Below are 14312 nucleotides of genomic sequence, written 5' to 3' on the forward strand. Positions count from 1 at the left end.
TACTCTCCTGTTTGTTACATTAAAAGTTTAATAAGTTCCATTTTTTGTTCCTTTGTCATTTTTGAAGCATTCCGTGCTAAGATCACCCGTGCATCATCAAAATCTTTTTGTGAACCACTTTTTTCATCTTGGCTCAACAAATAATCTGTTGTTGTGTTGAGTGCTTTTGCAATTTTAATCAGAGTGGCGCCTCTTGGTATACGATCTCCCTTTAAATAATGGGAAATGGCAGATTCTGTCACTCCTGATAAAGATGCCAGATCCTTTTGCGTCATTTTACGGTCAGAAATTATTTCTGCCATACGCTCTGCTATGCCCCTTGCCATTTCGTCTTCCTCCTTATTAGCAATCGATTGCTACACTCATACTATATCATCAAATTATCACTTTGTCAAGTTATTGTAATTTTTTATTATGTCTATTATCATTTTATATATAAAAAGCACCCGGCTGATGACGCCAGATGCCTTCTTGTGACCTATCATATAAATGTAGACTCCTAAAGCCGCCGACCTTTATGTCTTTGGCTTCTATTGTATTGTACAACGAACTTTCCGAATAATCCGAACTTTTTTTATTTTCACTCAAAAAATGGCGATCCCGCAAGGACCGCCGTTCTGTTACCTGTTCATCCCTAATTTTACCATCAGTGCTTCCTGCAAGATCTGAGAAAAGTTAATGTTCTCACGGATTGCAGCTTCATTAAGCCATTCTGGAATGCTCAATGTTTTCTTCACTGCACGTGAACAATTCTTTCTGCGATATTCCGCCATATCAAACTCTACGATCACCAGAGTTCCATCTTCCGGATCTACGGCATCAAGCGCTGAAGCTTCTGGTATTGGTATTGGTTCCTTTTCATTTTCTCTTGCAGTCAACGCCAGGCCAAGGGCATCCACAGCCATTTCATATGCTTCCTGCATATCTTCACCCTGCGTCATACATTCTGGTATATCCGGAAATGTAACCCAGAATCCGCCTTCCTCTGCCCTATGAAATACTGCCGGATAAAATAATCTATTCATATAAACACCCTCCATTTCAGGCAGCAGAACTGCCTAAGTCCAGTTTATTAAGTATTATTTTTCATTTCTTATATTATAATACGTGTTTTTACGTGCATCAATCATTTTATCTGTTCCTGCATTAGGTATTTATCTCTGATCATAAGCCTTGGATAATCCGGGCTCTGTGAATATCCTGTCTTTTCTGCTATCTTCTCCCAGGTCAACCCTTGCTGATAAAACGCTTTGAATACATATCTGGTCTGGCCATCTTCAATGTTCTGAATCCAGTCGTCTACTGCTGCCACCTGCTCATTTTTATGCTCATAGGTTCTCTTTCTTCTATCATATCTCTCCTGATCAAATCCAACTACACTCTGTGGCCGTGCAAAACCTGTGCTGTAATCAAATATTGTGCTGTTCCCTAGCCCTGCCTCCCCCTGTTTCATTTCAGCCAGTTCCATGCTGAGGACCGGTATTTCCCTCTTTAACTTTCTATAATTGTCCAGGAGCTTCCTGGTGATCTTGATCTCGCCCACTGGTATCCTCCCCTTTCTAATGCTTTTAGCCGGGAACGTGTATGCTCCCGGCTTTCTCTGCATTTCTTTTATTTATCCGCAATCACAGCATCTGCTCCCTGCACTGTGACCCAGCCATTTTTATAATGAGCTTCTGCTTCTTTCATCTTGATCAGTTCGTCTGTAATGGATGCGCTGAGCTCTTTATTGGCCTCAGCCTGAGCTTTTGCCTTTGTTTTTGTATTCTCTGCTTCAGCTGCTGCTTTAACCTTAGCTTTCTTTGCATCTGCCTCTGCCTTGGTCAGTTCAATCTGGGCATCTGCTTCAGCCTGGAGTTTTTCTGTTTCTTTCTGGACTTTAACCTTTTCCTGCTCTGCCTGAGCCTGTTGTTTCTCTTGCAAGGCTGTCACTCTATTATCAATGGCCTGCTTCAGCTTTTTATCCGGATGCACATCTACGATGGAAGCATCCAGGACTTCAATGCCGTATTTTTTATGAAAATCTTTGTTAAGATATTCCGTGATAGCGTTATTCAGCTCGGATCTGTTTCCGGAATAGATGTCCATCATTGAATAATCGGTTGTAACCTCAGAAATCTTTGACTTCAAAACAGTTTTGACACGGTTTTCGATGATATCCTCTCCGTCCATTCCTTTGAAACGCTTATATGTATCAATCACCGTGTCCGGATCATATCGGTAACTCATCTGGAAAGATACTGCAATGCTGGCATCATCCGATGTGGCTACTTTAAAGGAATCATCTTCTTTACTGCCATCCCTCTTGTCCTTTGTAAGAACAAGGATCTCATTGCTGGTACTAAATTCCTTTACTTTGTTCATTGGTGCAATAAAGTGCATTCCCGGAGTCAACACTTTATCCTGTACTCCGTCTTTATAGTTATAAACAATGCCGACTTTGCCTGTGCCGATAAAATTCATCCTTGATACTGTGTATCCTCCACCAAGAACTGCTACTGCTGCCACGATTCCAATAATAACTTTACTCTTCATTTTTGATCTCCTTTTCTTTGATTGCTTTCTTTACTTTGTTGTAAGTTTCATCTTCGATTTCAAATTTTTTCTGCTGTCGTCTGATTGACAGGATTACTTTACTTCCTATCCAGGCTAACACCAGGGCTGCGATTCCAAACACCATGCCAGAGCACAGAAATATTACCCACATCATTCTCACCTCCTCTGTGGCCATTCACGGCCTGTTTTTTTATCTCTTAATCCCATGATTTCAAGGCCATGGAGTCCGGCCACAGCATTCAAAACACAACTGACATTGTAAATATGTGTAGGCATCCTCCCTGCTGACCTGACTGCCTTGCCTGCTGTCGGGTCTGGATAACCTTCGTTGTTCTTATAGCTCATTTCACACCTTCTTTCTTCTAAATATGGCACAAGAATAAATGTACTTGTCATTATTACAGCTGCAATGTTCCCTCTGAATGAAAAATATCCCATGTAGCAACATAAAACGATTATTTGTATAAGTCTTATTTTCCGCATTTTATCTTCTCCGATTAAATCGTCTTAACATAGCTTCTCTCCAGTCTTCACGGTGTTTCTCACAGGAATCTTCGTCTTCTACAAAAAATCCCCTGCAGTCACAAAGGACATTATCGTTGTTGATACAATTTTTACATGTGTTCCCCATCATTTTCTCCTTTCTGCCATGATCCGGTTGAAATTCTCTACGTTTCTGGTGTTTATCAGATATTTCACTCTGTCTGGGATTTTCTCTGTGCAAATACGTTTGTATGTCACTAATCCGATACCAGTGTAATATTGGAATACCCACGTCTGGAAGTTTCGCGGGAGCTTTACAAGCCGGTATCCACATTTTCTGTTGAACAGTTTCTTTTTCTGCCTCTTGTTCACTTCATCCTCCCTGCTGCTTTCAGTATCCACTTCCGATGTCTCTCCCACTCTACCAGAAGCTCAAAATCAAGCTTCCTGCTCAGCTTGATATCCTCCGGTATGATCCTGTACTTCTTGTCTACCAAGGCGTAATTGGCTGCTGCCTGGCCAACGTTGGCACTTGTACAGCCAATCTTCTCTGTGACCTATTTGGCTGTCAGCAGGTCCTCAAAGACCTGTTTCCCGTTCTGGTCTACGATCCTGTACAGATACATCCTTCTTTTCATTGTTTTCCCCTATCTCTACTGAATCAAGGTAGTTCCGGCCGAATATCTCCATGAACTCCTTGTGACTATGCTGCTTTTCAAATTCTCTCTGGGCCATACGCTGTACTTCGTGGCGGATCCGGGCGTTATTGTGGATAGCTTCCGGTCCATAGATGTGATGATCTCGGCACAGATATATTTTCAGGCCGTTCTCTTCAGAATTTGTTCTATTGGGTCCACTAAATACATGGTGTTCCTGAAGAGTACTATGTTCAGACCAGTTATCGTGGAGCATAATGCACAGATAACACGTCCTGCTCTTCTTATCATGTAAAATACTTGGTGGATGATGTTTTTTCTTTTTCTTACTTTTCGATTTTGGAAATAACAATTTCTGCCCCTTTCCGGGGAGGTCAGGGCCTCCCCTTATGTATTTGTGATATATTTGGATTTTTGAAAACACCCTTGTTTATTCTTCTTGACAATCTTCAACAAGATTCTTAATCAATCTCAGACCTGCCGTGATCATCTGCTGTCTCATAATCTCCATGCGCGGCATCCCTGGTTCTTCCTTTTCCACTTCAAGGATTTCCCTGAGTTTTCGCTCTTCATCATACAAATATCCCATTATTTCTGTTTCCGTTGGAATTGGGATATCCTTCAGCTCCTGCGGCCAGGCATCCGGCAATGCGGTGGCTTCACCGGGATAGTCTTGCTGCTTTTCGCCCGGCGTTTCTGCTGCCATCTGGCCGTTTCCCTCTTCGTCAAACTCGGAATCCCATGGATCGTAAAGCTTTTTCACTTCTACAACCAGCCTTCCGTACTTCATGGACACTTTTTCTTTTCCAATTTCAATTTCCAGTCCTGCGTTAAAGCCCATGAACGTATATCCTACCTCAGGTCCAGTGCATCCGTGGAGGCCATACGGCGCAATTCTTTTTTGCACTGCTCTGGCAACTTCTCCATTGTTATTACACTGCCGGCATATTCTCATAATTGTTTTTAATTTTCCAGGATATGCCTCACAGAATGCTTTTACTGCTACCGATATTACATCTCCTGTCTTCTCCGGTGCATCTATGGACACCATCTTGACCGGCTTCCGTTTCTTTCCAAACCGTTTTATCAGTTCGTGGGCCAGTTCATTCCAGGTAAAGGTGCATTCCATGTAACTGCCAGGATTGAATATAATTCCTGTTGAATTTGCCTGATAATTAAAATTGCCATTCCTGATCCGGACATCTTGATACCGAGCTTCCAGCAAATAAGTTGTTGCTTTTGTATCACACGTAAGAACACGTTCTTTATCTCCTCTGTTCAGGGCTTCGAAAAAGCGTTCTATCTGCAGTTCCGGTGTGATTGGGATCTCGTTCTCCGGCGGCCGGTTCTGTCCGGTTGCTGTTTCAATCGTCATTTTTCCTGGCATGTATTCTGGATGCTGTTCAATGCTGTCCTGGCCGGGGATCTGATCATCTATCTGTTGCGCCGGCGCAATAACTTCTACTTCCGGAGGTTTCCTGATTGCACGAATTTCCTTTGCACTCATTTCCGGCTCAGCTTCTTCCATCTGTTCATCTGTCAGATACAACATTTCCTGCAGCTGGCTTTTGTTAAAATCCTTGTATTTATCATCCAGGATAGGGCTGTTTCCATCTTTGGAAAACTTGTCATTCATTGCCATCCAGCGACTGGCTGCTGACTTTTTGATTCCATACTGATCTTCCGCAAACTCCCAGATACTGTTATATCCACCATCCCGGAATAATTCCCGGTCCCGGATATACTTCATGTAATATCCGGCAGCAATAAAGCTTCTGGACATGGTTTTGATATTCGCTGAAAGAAGTTTCTTTACATCATTCAGTGGCATGTCCATTTCGTACCATTTACATTTTACTATACCCATGATTTCTCCTTATTCCTCTTCAGCAGATGCTACACCATTTTCAATATTTACAATGTGCATTTTGTTTTTACTTCTGATTAACATTTTTCTTCTCCTCTACTGCAACCATCATAGTCTTCTAATGTACCTAAAAGGCTGGTTGCTTTCCTGCAGCGATAACAATCATCTCGTAATTTTGCTCTGTGTCTGCAATCTTTGCATAAGATGATCTTGCGATACTTCTTCATGATCTGATACGTTGAACTCTGATCAAAAGCATTGATCTTCTCACATTCTTCACGGATCTTGTCTGTGTACTGCTGTAATTTACAACGGCAGCAGTGCTGATCCATTTCTTCCTGTGTTACAGCACCTCTGTGGCAGCAGAGCTCATCACAGACATAAGCCTTTAAGACTTCAAGAATACCGTCTATTCCTTCTTCTCCTGGCTTCATCTGCTCTCTGCATCCATTCAGGTTTCCCTTCGACTGGCTCACTGTCAAACCATATTCTTCCATTCTCATCCTGGTAATACGTAAACCGGATACCGGATTTAATAATCGTACCAACACATTTCATGTTGGTTGTGTTCTGGCCAGGTCTAAGGCTCCAAGCCTTACCCCATACTTCTTTTACATCCACGCTCTTCATCACCTCCTGGTCCCTGTTTCAATAAACGCCTTTCGTAATCAGCAAAGTCATAGTCCCGCTGGTGGAAATTGTTAAACCGGTTCTTAGATGTCCCTTTCTTCTTTTGCTTTTTCACCGGATAAAAGCCTTTCCAGCCATTCATAATAGATTTCTTGACCATGGCGATCCTTTCCTCCGGATCACTGGATAAAGAAAGGACTTCCTCTGTCAACAGTTGAATCTGCTCTTCCGTCAGCTGATCACCTTTATTCTGTCTTGATTTCAAAAACAGCAGGAAAATATCATTCAAAGAGGGGTCTTCAAAGTATGTACCCGGCGGAGCCGTATATATATACTTTTCTTTCTTTTCCTTTCCTTTTGTGTCATTTTTCCTGGAATTATCATCTTTTTTCCTGGAATTATCGGGATTATTCTCGGAATTATTTAAAGAAGGGTGCACTTTAATAAAGGTCTCTGTTTCCTCCTCTGGAAGGAGCCAAAACCTTTCTACAGTGATCGGAGTTTTCAGTGCCCTGGCTTTTACCATTGCCTGATATCTCCTCTGTATTCCGGCAGAGGTCAAGACCTTGTCCGACTGAAAAAGTGTGTTATCAAACAGTGACCGTTCCAATAAGAAGTTCAAGACCTGCTTCACCTTGTTGCTTTCCATGTTCAGATCATCTGAAACAATGTACTCAAAATCTTCATCAATCTTTAAATAATATCCAATCTTGTATATCTCACACAGGAGATACAAGTATAAGGTAATCCCATCTGCTCCATACCGGGCTTTCAGGATCTTTACCTTTCTATCTGAGAAAAAATCCACATCCAGGCGAAAAAAGAGGTTTCCTTCCTGCCTTCGCCTTGCCATATGATTGTTCCTCCAGTTCTTCTATAGAGATTGCGTTGATACTGATATTTCACTTGTTTTTCTTTTTATTTCTCTATATAATAAGAACGTAATATTCGTGTATTACTACGTCCATCGGATCCCGCCGGAGCTGCACTCCCGGGATCCTTTCTTACTACCTTTTCTGATACTCTGTTCCAACTACAAACACAAATGCCACCTGCCAGAACAGTCCTGCCATTAAAAGCATTTCTGCCGAACTTCTCCACTGCCAGAATGGAAGGTTTGCAGCAGGAAGTGCGATAAAAAGTGATATGATTGCATCTCGTCTCATTTACTTCCACCTCTTATCTTCTCCAGCTCAGCTCCTATATCTTTTCCGCTGTATTCAGCCAGAAGCTTCTCTGATATGTTATATGTCCAGATCGAGGACATCTTAATTGCAGTCCCGATCGGGAGCTTTTGCTGCTGCATTGCAACCCTTACAAACTGTGGGGATGCATGCAGTATAGCTGCTGCTTCAACAGGTAATATCTTGCCTACTTCCATGCTTTATTTTCCTTTCATTTTCTTTATAAGATTTTCATAACTTTGTCGAACGCTTTTTCTTGCGGTTCCAATAGGATTCTCCTATCCTGTATGTACAGGGTACCGAGAATATCCGAGTACATACAGAAAGGAGGCCATACATATGAAGCGAATTGTTTCTGGATACTGTAATTGTTATGGTGAAAACAGAACCATAAGTATTGACTTTTTGCCAGTTGCAATGGGACATAGCCTTGAAAAAAGTTATAAAAAAGATTCATTCACTGCTTGTTCAGACTGCCCATTGTCAAACAATATTTTTACTGGTGATATTTGTCCTATTTATCGTTCTGCTTCTTCACTGCGGGAGTAAATTCCTCTGTTGTGGTTGTATGCCGAAGTAACGGATCTAACGTATTAATCCAATCACAATTGCATTCCGGCATATGTGGACACTGGCTGCATGTTTCTCCAAAATCTGCTTTTCTATCTTCTGAACACTGATAGAATAAAGTCCGAATATGACGAACCGCACAGTCAACCGTCTTAGTTTCTAATGAAATTGCCATTTATATCACCTCTTATCTTGTACTACAGTTTTTACCTAAAAGGCGGGTGTGTTCGCAGCACACTCGCTTTTATAATCTTTTCCCGGCAGACATTAGTCTTTTCTACTCATCACTATCACTATCCATAATGCACATAAACATATAGTAGTGATAGTGCCATACAAATGCTGCAGTATTAAAAATAATGTTCCATCAATGACAGTGATAAGCAATTTTTGTATTCAGATCACCTCTTCCTTTCAAATAAACGGTTACTTGACTTTTCTTAGTTTCTTTCCTATTCTTGTATCACAGGTACTGGCATACCTGAATTCATAGAAAGGAGCTAAGTCACATCATGTATCGTTTTTCTAAAAATGAAAAAGATATTTTGAAATCAGCCTATAAAAATCTTGCTGAAAACAGCGAGCATAGAAATACATTTTTGATGAAAAATTCTGAATTAGCTGTGTATATCAATGCTCTTCGTTCACTAGCCAGAGAAGGTTATATTGAACCTATTTCTGATAACTTTTTCGATGATACTCTTTCTCTAAAGTATGAGTTTAATCTGACTTTAAAAGGCGAGTTTGCAGCGGAATCTTTAGTTTAATTGCTAACGTGGGCGGTTCTGCATCACCTACTGATACAGAGACGCCCGAAAGATAAGGAACTAAATCCTTTCCTTCCATTCCTTTGATAAATTCAAGAAATGCTTCACATTGTCTTATCTTTTTTGTCCATTCAGGTTCAAAGAACATCGCATCTGATACAGTATCTTTATATTCTGTCTCAGCTTGCTTATCCCATTTTGGAAACCATACTACTTCTGCAATTGGAATATTTGCCATTCTCGCTCACCTCCTTCTGGTCTGACAGCAGATATTCCATGGCTACTTGTCCGTTTCGTTAATATTGTGTTGCATTCTTGGGATGCTCGGTCTAAAAAAAATATCCACTGGGTCGTCCAATGAGAGTATATCTGTTATCTTTACCACTTCTTCAAGTATGAAAGGACTTCTTCCATTAAGCTTGGCATTCAATGCCTGCACTGTAATTCCTAAACATTTAGCCAATTCCGCTTGTGATAAATGTCTTTCTGTCATTTTCCCTTTTAGTTTATCGAACGACATTTTCATCCTCCTCTCGTTGCATATTTGGGATATTTGTATATTACACCTCATTTATCTGTACGTCAACCCATTTATGCAACTTTTTTTGTATTTTTTTAATTATATGTTGCAAATATGAAAAAATAGTTTATAATGACATTATATGGAGGTACTTATATGGGAGAAAAAGAAATAAGCGCAAAAATGCAAGATATTATGAATCGGATGAAATCCAGGCGCGAAGAATTAAATATGTCATACCAAACTCTTTCTGAGAAAGTTGGTATAAGTAAATCTACCCTACAAAGGTACGAAACCGGATATATTAAAAATATGCCGGTCGATAAATTAGAGGATATTGCCAAGGCTCTCGATATTTCCCCTTCTTATCTTATGGGATGGGATGAACCTGCAAAACCTACTACTCTCGCCGCCCACTTTGATGGCGATGAATACACCGAAGACGAATTGAAAGAAATCCGCCAGTTCGCAGAATTTGTAAAAGAAAAAAGGAAATGATTGGCAGATATGCCAAATGTGGTTTGACAATATAATATACTTACCCAGGCAACTGGAAGGATGCGGTACCACTCCGTTTCTGAGTCTTGCAGAAAGGAGTGGGGCTTATGAGTACATATGAAGAATTTATGATTATCCTAAATGTAGGACTTTTGATCGTAGCCATTCTGAATCTGAACAATAAGAAATAGCATCCCCGCTCTGGTAAAGTAGGATGCCATTTCTATAACTCTTATCACGCCAGAAACGGATAGGTTTCAGCTATCGTTCCAGCTGTCTTGTTAAGTATATTATAAGTCACTTAAAAATATTTGTCAATTTCAATATACACGAGCGGGAGGTTTTGAATTGAATACATACGAAGAATTACTAGATACCGCCTGCAGGGACGGTATAGATGTTATAGATTATCCTTTTGAAACTGAAAGAATAAAGGGATTATATTGTGATGGAACTGTAGCTATCCGAAAAGGAATTGAAACTCAGGCAGAAAAATCCTGTATTCTGGCTGAGGAACTTGGCCACCACTATACTACCACAGGTAATATTCTGGATCAGTCAACTGATGTGATGAACCGAAAGCAGGAATACCGGGCCAGACTTTATGGCTACAACCTCCGTGTGGGCCTGATCGGGATCATCAATGCTTATGAGTCCCGCTGCCGGAATCTTCACGAGATGGCTGAGTATCTGGAAGTGCCGGAGGATTATCTCACTGAAGTAATTGACTGCTACCGTTCCAAATACGGGCAGTATGTTGCTGTGGATAATTATATGATCTATTTTATCCCACAACTGGCTGTGATGAGAATTGATCCTTTATAATAAATACATAATGATGACATAGAAAACCAAGTAGCAAAGGTCGGAAAGGCTCCCGACACACTCGCAAGAGTACCTGAGATGATGGATACGCCGCCCATCTTGTTGCTTGGATTATCTTAAGGTGTTGTCATTATGGCAACACCTTTTTTCGTTCTATAATAAAGAACACAAATAAGCGATTTTCTGTAAAGAATGTCGTATTATTTACGGATATTATATTTTAAGGAGGTGCGCTATGAAAAAGAAAATTTTATGCGCGATTATTGCTGCTTCTATGTTGACAGCTGTGCCCGTATATGCCAAGGATATCACCGTTACAATCCCTAATTACGGCAGTGAGGAAAACAATACCAATGTACCTGATGCCAAGGAAATAACTGCTAATCCCGATGGCTCTACAACTTATACACTTGACAAAAAGCAACAAAAAAAGTGGAAAAAAGAACTTAAATCCAGTTTTAATGATTATATTAAAGAAATTTTGAATGATGATACTAATTATCCAAACGTTGAAAATATTAGTTATAACGATGATATGACTGAATTTGAAATCAATCTTACATCTTCAGATCTGGCTCCGTCAGAATATTTTATTGGATTTCTTCCATTGTTCACAGCACCAGCCTATCAGCAAATCAATGGAATTGCAGAAAAAGATGTTGATTATACTCTTACAGTTAAAGATACTTCCAATGGTTCCGAAACAACTCAAACTTATGCAGATAACAAGTCAGACTGGGAAGCCTTTGAATCCTCAATGAATGGTGCTACTTCTGATGATAGCACTGATACATCCTCTTCTGAATCAAAAGTTGATAAAATTTCACTAACTTCTGATTCTTCTATTCTCGAATATTCCGGCTTTGAGAGTATGCCTTATGAAGATGGTTCATCAGACATCTTAGGCGTTGTGAAATTTAATTTCACTAATAAAACTGATTCTCCAGATTCAGTAACCAGTTTTTATAATATCAAAGCCTACCAAAATGGGATTGAATTAACATTGTATATGGGAAATGGAAATACTGCATGTGATAATACTTATAAAACTGTGCTTAAAGATACATCCATAGAAACCGGATTCGCTTTTATGCTTCAAGATACAGAAAGCCCAATCACTGTATATGCCTATGATGGTTTCATGTCTGATTCACCATGCCAGGTACAAGAAATAGCAATTAAGTAAAACCATCCTTGCGACACCAGAAAACGCATTGCTGGTAAATACATCTTGTTTGGTAATGTTATTGTAGCCAAAAAACTTTTCATTATACTATCAGGAGGTGACTTTTTGTCTCACCAGAAAACAAAAGAAGATGTTATTCAAAATAAAAAGAAAGCCATAAAATCTGTCAACAAAATGCTTGAGAATTTAATTAATGATTCCTCTGAAAAACATTTAAAAAAGGCTGATTTAATTTCATATTGGATTCAAGACTATGTTAGATTTACTCAATTTGAGGAAAAATTTAATCCCACAAGACTATTGTCGTATAAACGAGGTGATGTCATCCGTGTTAATTTCGGTTTTCGTGTTGGAGCAGAGTTTGGCGGACTCCATTATGCAGTTGTCTTAGATAAGGAAAATCCCCATAATTCCAACACTCTTACGGTAGTACCTTTATCTTCTCTTAAGGCAGATAAAGCTGTTCATGAACGCGATTTATCTATCGGGACTGAATTTTACAATTTAGTAGATGCAAAATTCAAGCGTCAATTCACTGAAACGAAAAACAAATTGGATGAATTATCAGCTCTCAATAGTGTTCTTCGAAAAATTCCAGAAGATCAATGGACAGCTGAAACTTTGGCGGCTTTCAGAAATATCGATAAGCAAATAGACGAAATATTGAATACTATTTCTTCCTTGGCAAAAGATCAACAGGAAATTGAAAAAATGAAAGTGGGCAGTATTGTAAAAATTGAGCAAATTACCACCATAAGTAAAATGCGTATTTACACTCCAAAAAAATCTGCTGACTTTCTATCTGGTATACGTCTTTCATCAAATGCTATGTCTCGCATTAATGAAAAAATTAAAGAATTTTATATTTTTAGTGAATAATTCTTGACTACGAGTCATATATTAAGCTATAATAACTTCACAGAACATTTTGTTTTGTAAATTGCGCCTATAGGGCATCAAAGAAGATTGAAGTTATTTTGTGAAGACCTCGTAGAAATACGAGGTCTTTTACGTTACATAATAATATAAATAAAAAACCGATTCAGTGCTACCAACACTGAACCGGCACGTAGCTTCCGAAGATGCTACCAATTACACAAAATTATTGTATCATCTTCGGAGCAGCCTTGCAAGCGAAACACTCGTTCGCTGGCTGTTATTTTTGTACCCATTTTTACAAGGAGGATGATATTTATGAAGTTACCAAATGGATTTGGATCTGTTTATAAGCTTCCCGGAAAGAGACGTAAGCCCTGGGCAGCCAGCAAAACAACCGGATGGGAAATCGATACAAAAACCAATCAGGCCAAACAAGTCAAAAAAGCAATCGGATACTTTAGCACCAGAAAGGAAGCTCTGGAAGCTCTTACCCGATATAACGAAAATCCATACGATTTATTTGCCAAAGAACCCACTTTTAATGATGTGTACGAAGCATGGTCTGATGTACATTTTCCTACCCTAGGTGGTCCTTCCAGCATCCGTACTATTACTTCTGCATATAAGCACTGTGCTCCACTATACAATATCAAAATGAAAGATATCCGGGTTGAGCATCTGGAAACAACTATTCGAAATGCTCAGGTCGGTGACAGCACAAAAGCACGAATGAAAAGCTTATTCAATCTTATGTACCGATATGCCATGAAACATGAAATTGTAACTAAAGACTATGCCCAACTCTGTGATGGTGTGCAGCAGCCTAAGCCCAAAATCGTCCGTGTTCCTTTTTCTGATCAGGAAATATTGTCTCTCTGGTCCCATCTTGAAATTCCTTTTGCAAATATGGTTCTGATCGGAATATATTCTGGCTGGCGGCCACAGGAACTGGCTGTCCTGAAAATTGCAGATATTGACTTTGAAAATATGACTTTTATCGGTGGACTGAAAACAGATGCCGGAAAGAATCGTACCGTTCCTATTCACCCACAGATCATGGATCTGGTTCGCCGCAATTACAATCAGGCCACTTCTATGCACAGCGAATATCTTTTCAATGATCCGGATGGGCAGCAGGGAACTCATCTTACATATGACAAATACAGAAATCGTTTCAAAAAGGTTATGTCACGCCTGAATATGACCCACAAGCCTCACGACACCCGGCACACCTTTATTACCAAGGCAAAGGAATCCAACATAAACGAATATGTCCTAAAGTTAATCGTTGGTCATGAAATCCAGGATATCACGGAAAAAGTATACACTCACAGGACCATCGAAGACCTGCGTACAGCTATGAATATGATCACCTGGCCAGAGATCCCCAGCGAATAATTTGTAAGCTACCGTTGTTAGCTACGTGTAAGCTACTTGTTAGCTACCCGTCAAATTTATCATTTTTTCAGAGTGTTTTGTTCTAATTTTCAGGCAAACGTAAAAAAGCCGCAAACCCTTGAGTTTACGGCTTTTTCGCTATTTTAAGCTATGCTTATATTAGAATTTGCCAGCGTCAGCAGCTTCCTGTACGGAAACAGCTGTTCCTTTATTTTCATGCTTTTTCCGCATGATGTTAGCTATTTGTTAGCTATCGCTTCATTCTTACCTGTTCTTATACTTATTTTGTGTTG

At 39.8% G+C, this 14312-nt stretch carries 22 protein-coding genes; 7 read left to right on the top strand and 15 right to left on the bottom strand.

The annotated features are described in order from the left end of the window. Nucleotides 1-14: 14 nt before the first annotated feature. The 13 genes from WMO28_RS16965 to WMO28_RS17025 form a co-directional block, all read right to left on the bottom strand. A complete protein-coding gene (locus tag WMO28_RS16965; RefSeq protein WP_243113506.1) occupies nt 15-326 on the bottom strand; it encodes a helix-turn-helix domain-containing protein in 312 nt (103 codons plus the stop codon). A 294-nt stretch (nt 327-620) separates the two neighbouring features. After that, complete coding sequence (locus tag WMO28_RS16970) at nt 621-1025, bottom strand: type II toxin-antitoxin system HicB family antitoxin (protein WP_349057728.1); 405 nt, start codon at nt 1023-1025, stop codon at nt 621-623. Nucleotides 1026-1126: 101 nt separating this feature from the next. Beyond that, the gene (locus WMO28_RS16975; RefSeq protein WP_349057729.1) at nt 1127-1543 is read right to left on the bottom strand and encodes a hypothetical protein; all 417 of its coding nucleotides are present in this window, start codon (nt 1541-1543) and stop codon (nt 1127-1129) included. 68 nt (nt 1544-1611) lie between these two features. Next, entirely contained in the window at nt 1612-2535 is a 924-nt protein-coding gene (locus WMO28_RS16980; protein WP_349057730.1) for an SPFH domain-containing protein, read from the bottom strand. Beyond that, nucleotides 2525-2710 (bottom strand): hypothetical protein, encoded by a 186-nt coding sequence (locus tag WMO28_RS16985; RefSeq protein ID WP_349057731.1) that lies wholly within the window; start codon nt 2708-2710, stop codon nt 2525-2527. Before WMO28_RS16985 ends, WMO28_RS16980 begins: the two co-directional genes overlap by 11 nt. 2 nt (nt 2711-2712) lie before the next feature. After that, the gene (locus WMO28_RS16990) at nt 2713-3039 is read right to left on the bottom strand and encodes a hypothetical protein (RefSeq protein WP_349057732.1); all 327 of its coding nucleotides are present in this window, start codon (nt 3037-3039) and stop codon (nt 2713-2715) included. 368 nt (nt 3040-3407) lie between these two features. Then, a complete protein-coding gene (locus tag WMO28_RS16995; RefSeq protein WP_349057733.1) occupies nt 3408-3536 on the bottom strand; it encodes a hypothetical protein in 129 nt (42 codons plus the stop codon). 82 nt (nt 3537-3618) lie between these two features. Then, a complete protein-coding gene (locus tag WMO28_RS17000; protein ID WP_349057734.1) occupies nt 3619-4119 on the bottom strand; it encodes a hypothetical protein in 501 nt (166 codons plus the stop codon). A 6-nt stretch (nt 4120-4125) separates the two neighbouring features. Next, nucleotides 4126-5562, bottom strand: coding sequence for a hypothetical protein (locus tag WMO28_RS17005; RefSeq protein WP_349057735.1), 1437 nt, complete (start codon nt 5560-5562; stop codon nt 4126-4128). A gap of 77 nt (nt 5563-5639) precedes the next feature. Next, complete coding sequence (locus WMO28_RS17010) at nt 5640-6059, bottom strand: hypothetical protein (RefSeq protein ID WP_349057736.1); 420 nt, start codon at nt 6057-6059, stop codon at nt 5640-5642. Between the two features lie 98 nt (nt 6060-6157). Next, nucleotides 6158-7045 (bottom strand): DUF4373 domain-containing protein, encoded by an 888-nt coding sequence (locus WMO28_RS17015; RefSeq protein ID WP_349057737.1) that lies wholly within the window; start codon nt 7043-7045, stop codon nt 6158-6160. A gap of 154 nt (nt 7046-7199) precedes the next feature. Further along, nucleotides 7200-7358, bottom strand: coding sequence for a hypothetical protein (locus WMO28_RS17020; protein ID WP_161206395.1), 159 nt, complete (start codon nt 7356-7358; stop codon nt 7200-7202). Beyond that, nucleotides 7355-7573, bottom strand: a complete 219-nt coding sequence (locus WMO28_RS17025) for a hypothetical protein (RefSeq protein WP_174088778.1) — start codon at nt 7571-7573, stop codon at nt 7355-7357. Before WMO28_RS17025 ends, WMO28_RS17020 begins: the two co-directional genes overlap by 4 nt. A gap of 142 nt (nt 7574-7715) precedes the next feature. Here WMO28_RS17025 and WMO28_RS17030 point away from each other — a divergent pair, with 142 nt between their 5' ends. Both WMO28_RS17030 and WMO28_RS17035 read left to right on the top strand, forming a co-directional pair. Next, nucleotides 7716-7925 carry a hypothetical protein gene (locus tag WMO28_RS17030; RefSeq protein WP_349057738.1) on the top strand — a complete coding sequence of 70 codons (210 nt, stop codon included), beginning with the start codon at nt 7716-7718 and terminating at the stop codon, nt 7923-7925. Between the two features lie 533 nt (nt 7926-8458). After that, a complete protein-coding gene (locus WMO28_RS17035; RefSeq protein WP_147419238.1) occupies nt 8459-8713 on the top strand; it encodes a hypothetical protein in 255 nt (84 codons plus the stop codon). Here the strand turns inward: WMO28_RS17035 and WMO28_RS17040 are convergent. Further along, nucleotides 8667-8951: a hypothetical protein gene (locus WMO28_RS17040; RefSeq protein ID WP_295273721.1), complete on the bottom strand. Its 285-nt coding sequence runs from the start codon at nt 8949-8951 to the stop codon at nt 8667-8669. The two genes, WMO28_RS17035 and WMO28_RS17040, sit on opposite strands and share 47 nt — an antisense overlap. Before the next feature lie 42 nt (nt 8952-8993). Then, the gene (locus WMO28_RS17045; RefSeq protein ID WP_349057739.1) at nt 8994-9233 is read right to left on the bottom strand and encodes a helix-turn-helix domain-containing protein; all 240 of its coding nucleotides are present in this window, start codon (nt 9231-9233) and stop codon (nt 8994-8996) included. 156 nt (nt 9234-9389) lie between these two features. Here WMO28_RS17045 and WMO28_RS17050 point away from each other — a divergent pair, with 156 nt between their 5' ends. The 5 genes from WMO28_RS17050 (at nt 9390) to WMO28_RS17070 (ending at nt 14019) form a co-directional block, all read left to right on the top strand. Continuing rightward, entirely contained in the window at nt 9390-9731 is a 342-nt protein-coding gene (locus tag WMO28_RS17050) for a helix-turn-helix domain-containing protein (protein ID WP_349057740.1), read from the top strand. 348 nt (nt 9732-10079) lie between these two features. Beyond that, on the top strand, nt 10080-10556 hold the full coding sequence (locus WMO28_RS17055; RefSeq protein ID WP_349057741.1) for a hypothetical protein: 477 nt from the start codon (nt 10080-10082) through the stop codon (nt 10554-10556). Nucleotides 10557-10791: 235 nt separating this feature from the next. Further along, nucleotides 10792-11742: a DUF5067 domain-containing protein gene (locus WMO28_RS17060; protein WP_349057742.1), complete on the top strand. Its 951-nt coding sequence runs from the start codon at nt 10792-10794 to the stop codon at nt 11740-11742. Between the two features lie 105 nt (nt 11743-11847). Further along, nucleotides 11848-12621: a type II toxin-antitoxin system PemK/MazF family toxin gene (locus WMO28_RS17065; RefSeq protein WP_349057743.1), complete on the top strand. Its 774-nt coding sequence runs from the start codon at nt 11848-11850 to the stop codon at nt 12619-12621. Between the two features lie 315 nt (nt 12622-12936). Beyond that, nucleotides 12937-14019 (top strand): tyrosine-type recombinase/integrase, encoded by a 1083-nt coding sequence (locus WMO28_RS17070; protein ID WP_349057744.1) that lies wholly within the window; start codon nt 12937-12939, stop codon nt 14017-14019. Nucleotides 14020-14312: the final 293 nt, after the last annotated feature.

Origin of the sequence: Blautia aquisgranensis (assembly GCF_040096615.1) — a bacterium.
Classification (GTDB): Bacteria; Bacillota; Clostridia; order Lachnospirales; family Lachnospiraceae; genus Blautia_A; species Blautia_A aquisgranensis.

Bases quoted from the DNA above. Each gene is read 5' to 3' on its own strand.
- WMO28_RS17020 (WP_161206395.1), bottom strand. From the start codon at position 7,358: ATGAGACGAGATGCAATCATATCACTTTTTATCGCACTTCCTGCTGCA.
- WMO28_RS16970 (WP_349057728.1), bottom strand. From the start codon at position 1,025: ATGAATAGATTATTTTATCCGGCAGTATTTCATAGGGCAGAGGAAGGC.
- WMO28_RS17005 (WP_349057735.1), bottom strand. From the start codon at position 5,562: ATGGGTATAGTAAAATGTAAATGGTACGAAATGGACATGCCACTGAAT.
- WMO28_RS16985 (WP_349057731.1), bottom strand. From the start codon at position 2,710: ATGATGTGGGTAATATTTCTGTGCTCTGGCATGGTGTTTGGAATCGCA.
- WMO28_RS17050 (WP_349057740.1), top strand. From the start codon at position 9,390: ATGGGAGAAAAAGAAATAAGCGCAAAAATGCAAGATATTATGAATCGG.
- WMO28_RS16965 (WP_243113506.1), bottom strand. From the start codon at position 326: ATGGCAAGGGGCATAGCAGAGCGTATGGCAGAAATAATTTCTGACCGT.
- WMO28_RS17030 (WP_349057738.1), top strand. From the start codon at position 7,716: ATGAAGCGAATTGTTTCTGGATACTGTAATTGTTATGGTGAAAACAGA.
- WMO28_RS16980 (WP_349057730.1), bottom strand. From the start codon at position 2,535: ATGAAGAGTAAAGTTATTATTGGAATCGTGGCAGCAGTAGCAGTTCTT.
- WMO28_RS17025 (WP_174088778.1), bottom strand. From the start codon at position 7,573: ATGGAAGTAGGCAAGATATTACCTGTTGAAGCAGCAGCTATACTGCAT.
- WMO28_RS17040 (WP_295273721.1), bottom strand. From the start codon at position 8,951: ATGGCAAATATTCCAATTGCAGAAGTAGTATGGTTTCCAAAATGGGAT.
- WMO28_RS16990 (WP_349057732.1), bottom strand. From the start codon at position 3,039: ATGCGGAAAATAAGACTTATACAAATAATCGTTTTATGTTGCTACATG.
- WMO28_RS17015 (WP_349057737.1), bottom strand. From the start codon at position 7,045: ATGGCAAGGCGAAGGCAGGAAGGAAACCTCTTTTTTCGCCTGGATGTG.
- WMO28_RS17045 (WP_349057739.1), bottom strand. From the start codon at position 9,233: ATGTCGTTCGATAAACTAAAAGGGAAAATGACAGAAAGACATTTATCA.
- WMO28_RS17060 (WP_349057742.1), top strand. From the start codon at position 10,792: ATGAAAAAGAAAATTTTATGCGCGATTATTGCTGCTTCTATGTTGACA.
- WMO28_RS17070 (WP_349057744.1), top strand. From the start codon at position 12,937: ATGAAGTTACCAAATGGATTTGGATCTGTTTATAAGCTTCCCGGAAAG.
- WMO28_RS17035 (WP_147419238.1), top strand. From the start codon at position 8,459: ATGTATCGTTTTTCTAAAAATGAAAAAGATATTTTGAAATCAGCCTAT.
- WMO28_RS17010 (WP_349057736.1), bottom strand. From the start codon at position 6,059: ATGGAAGAATATGGTTTGACAGTGAGCCAGTCGAAGGGAAACCTGAAT.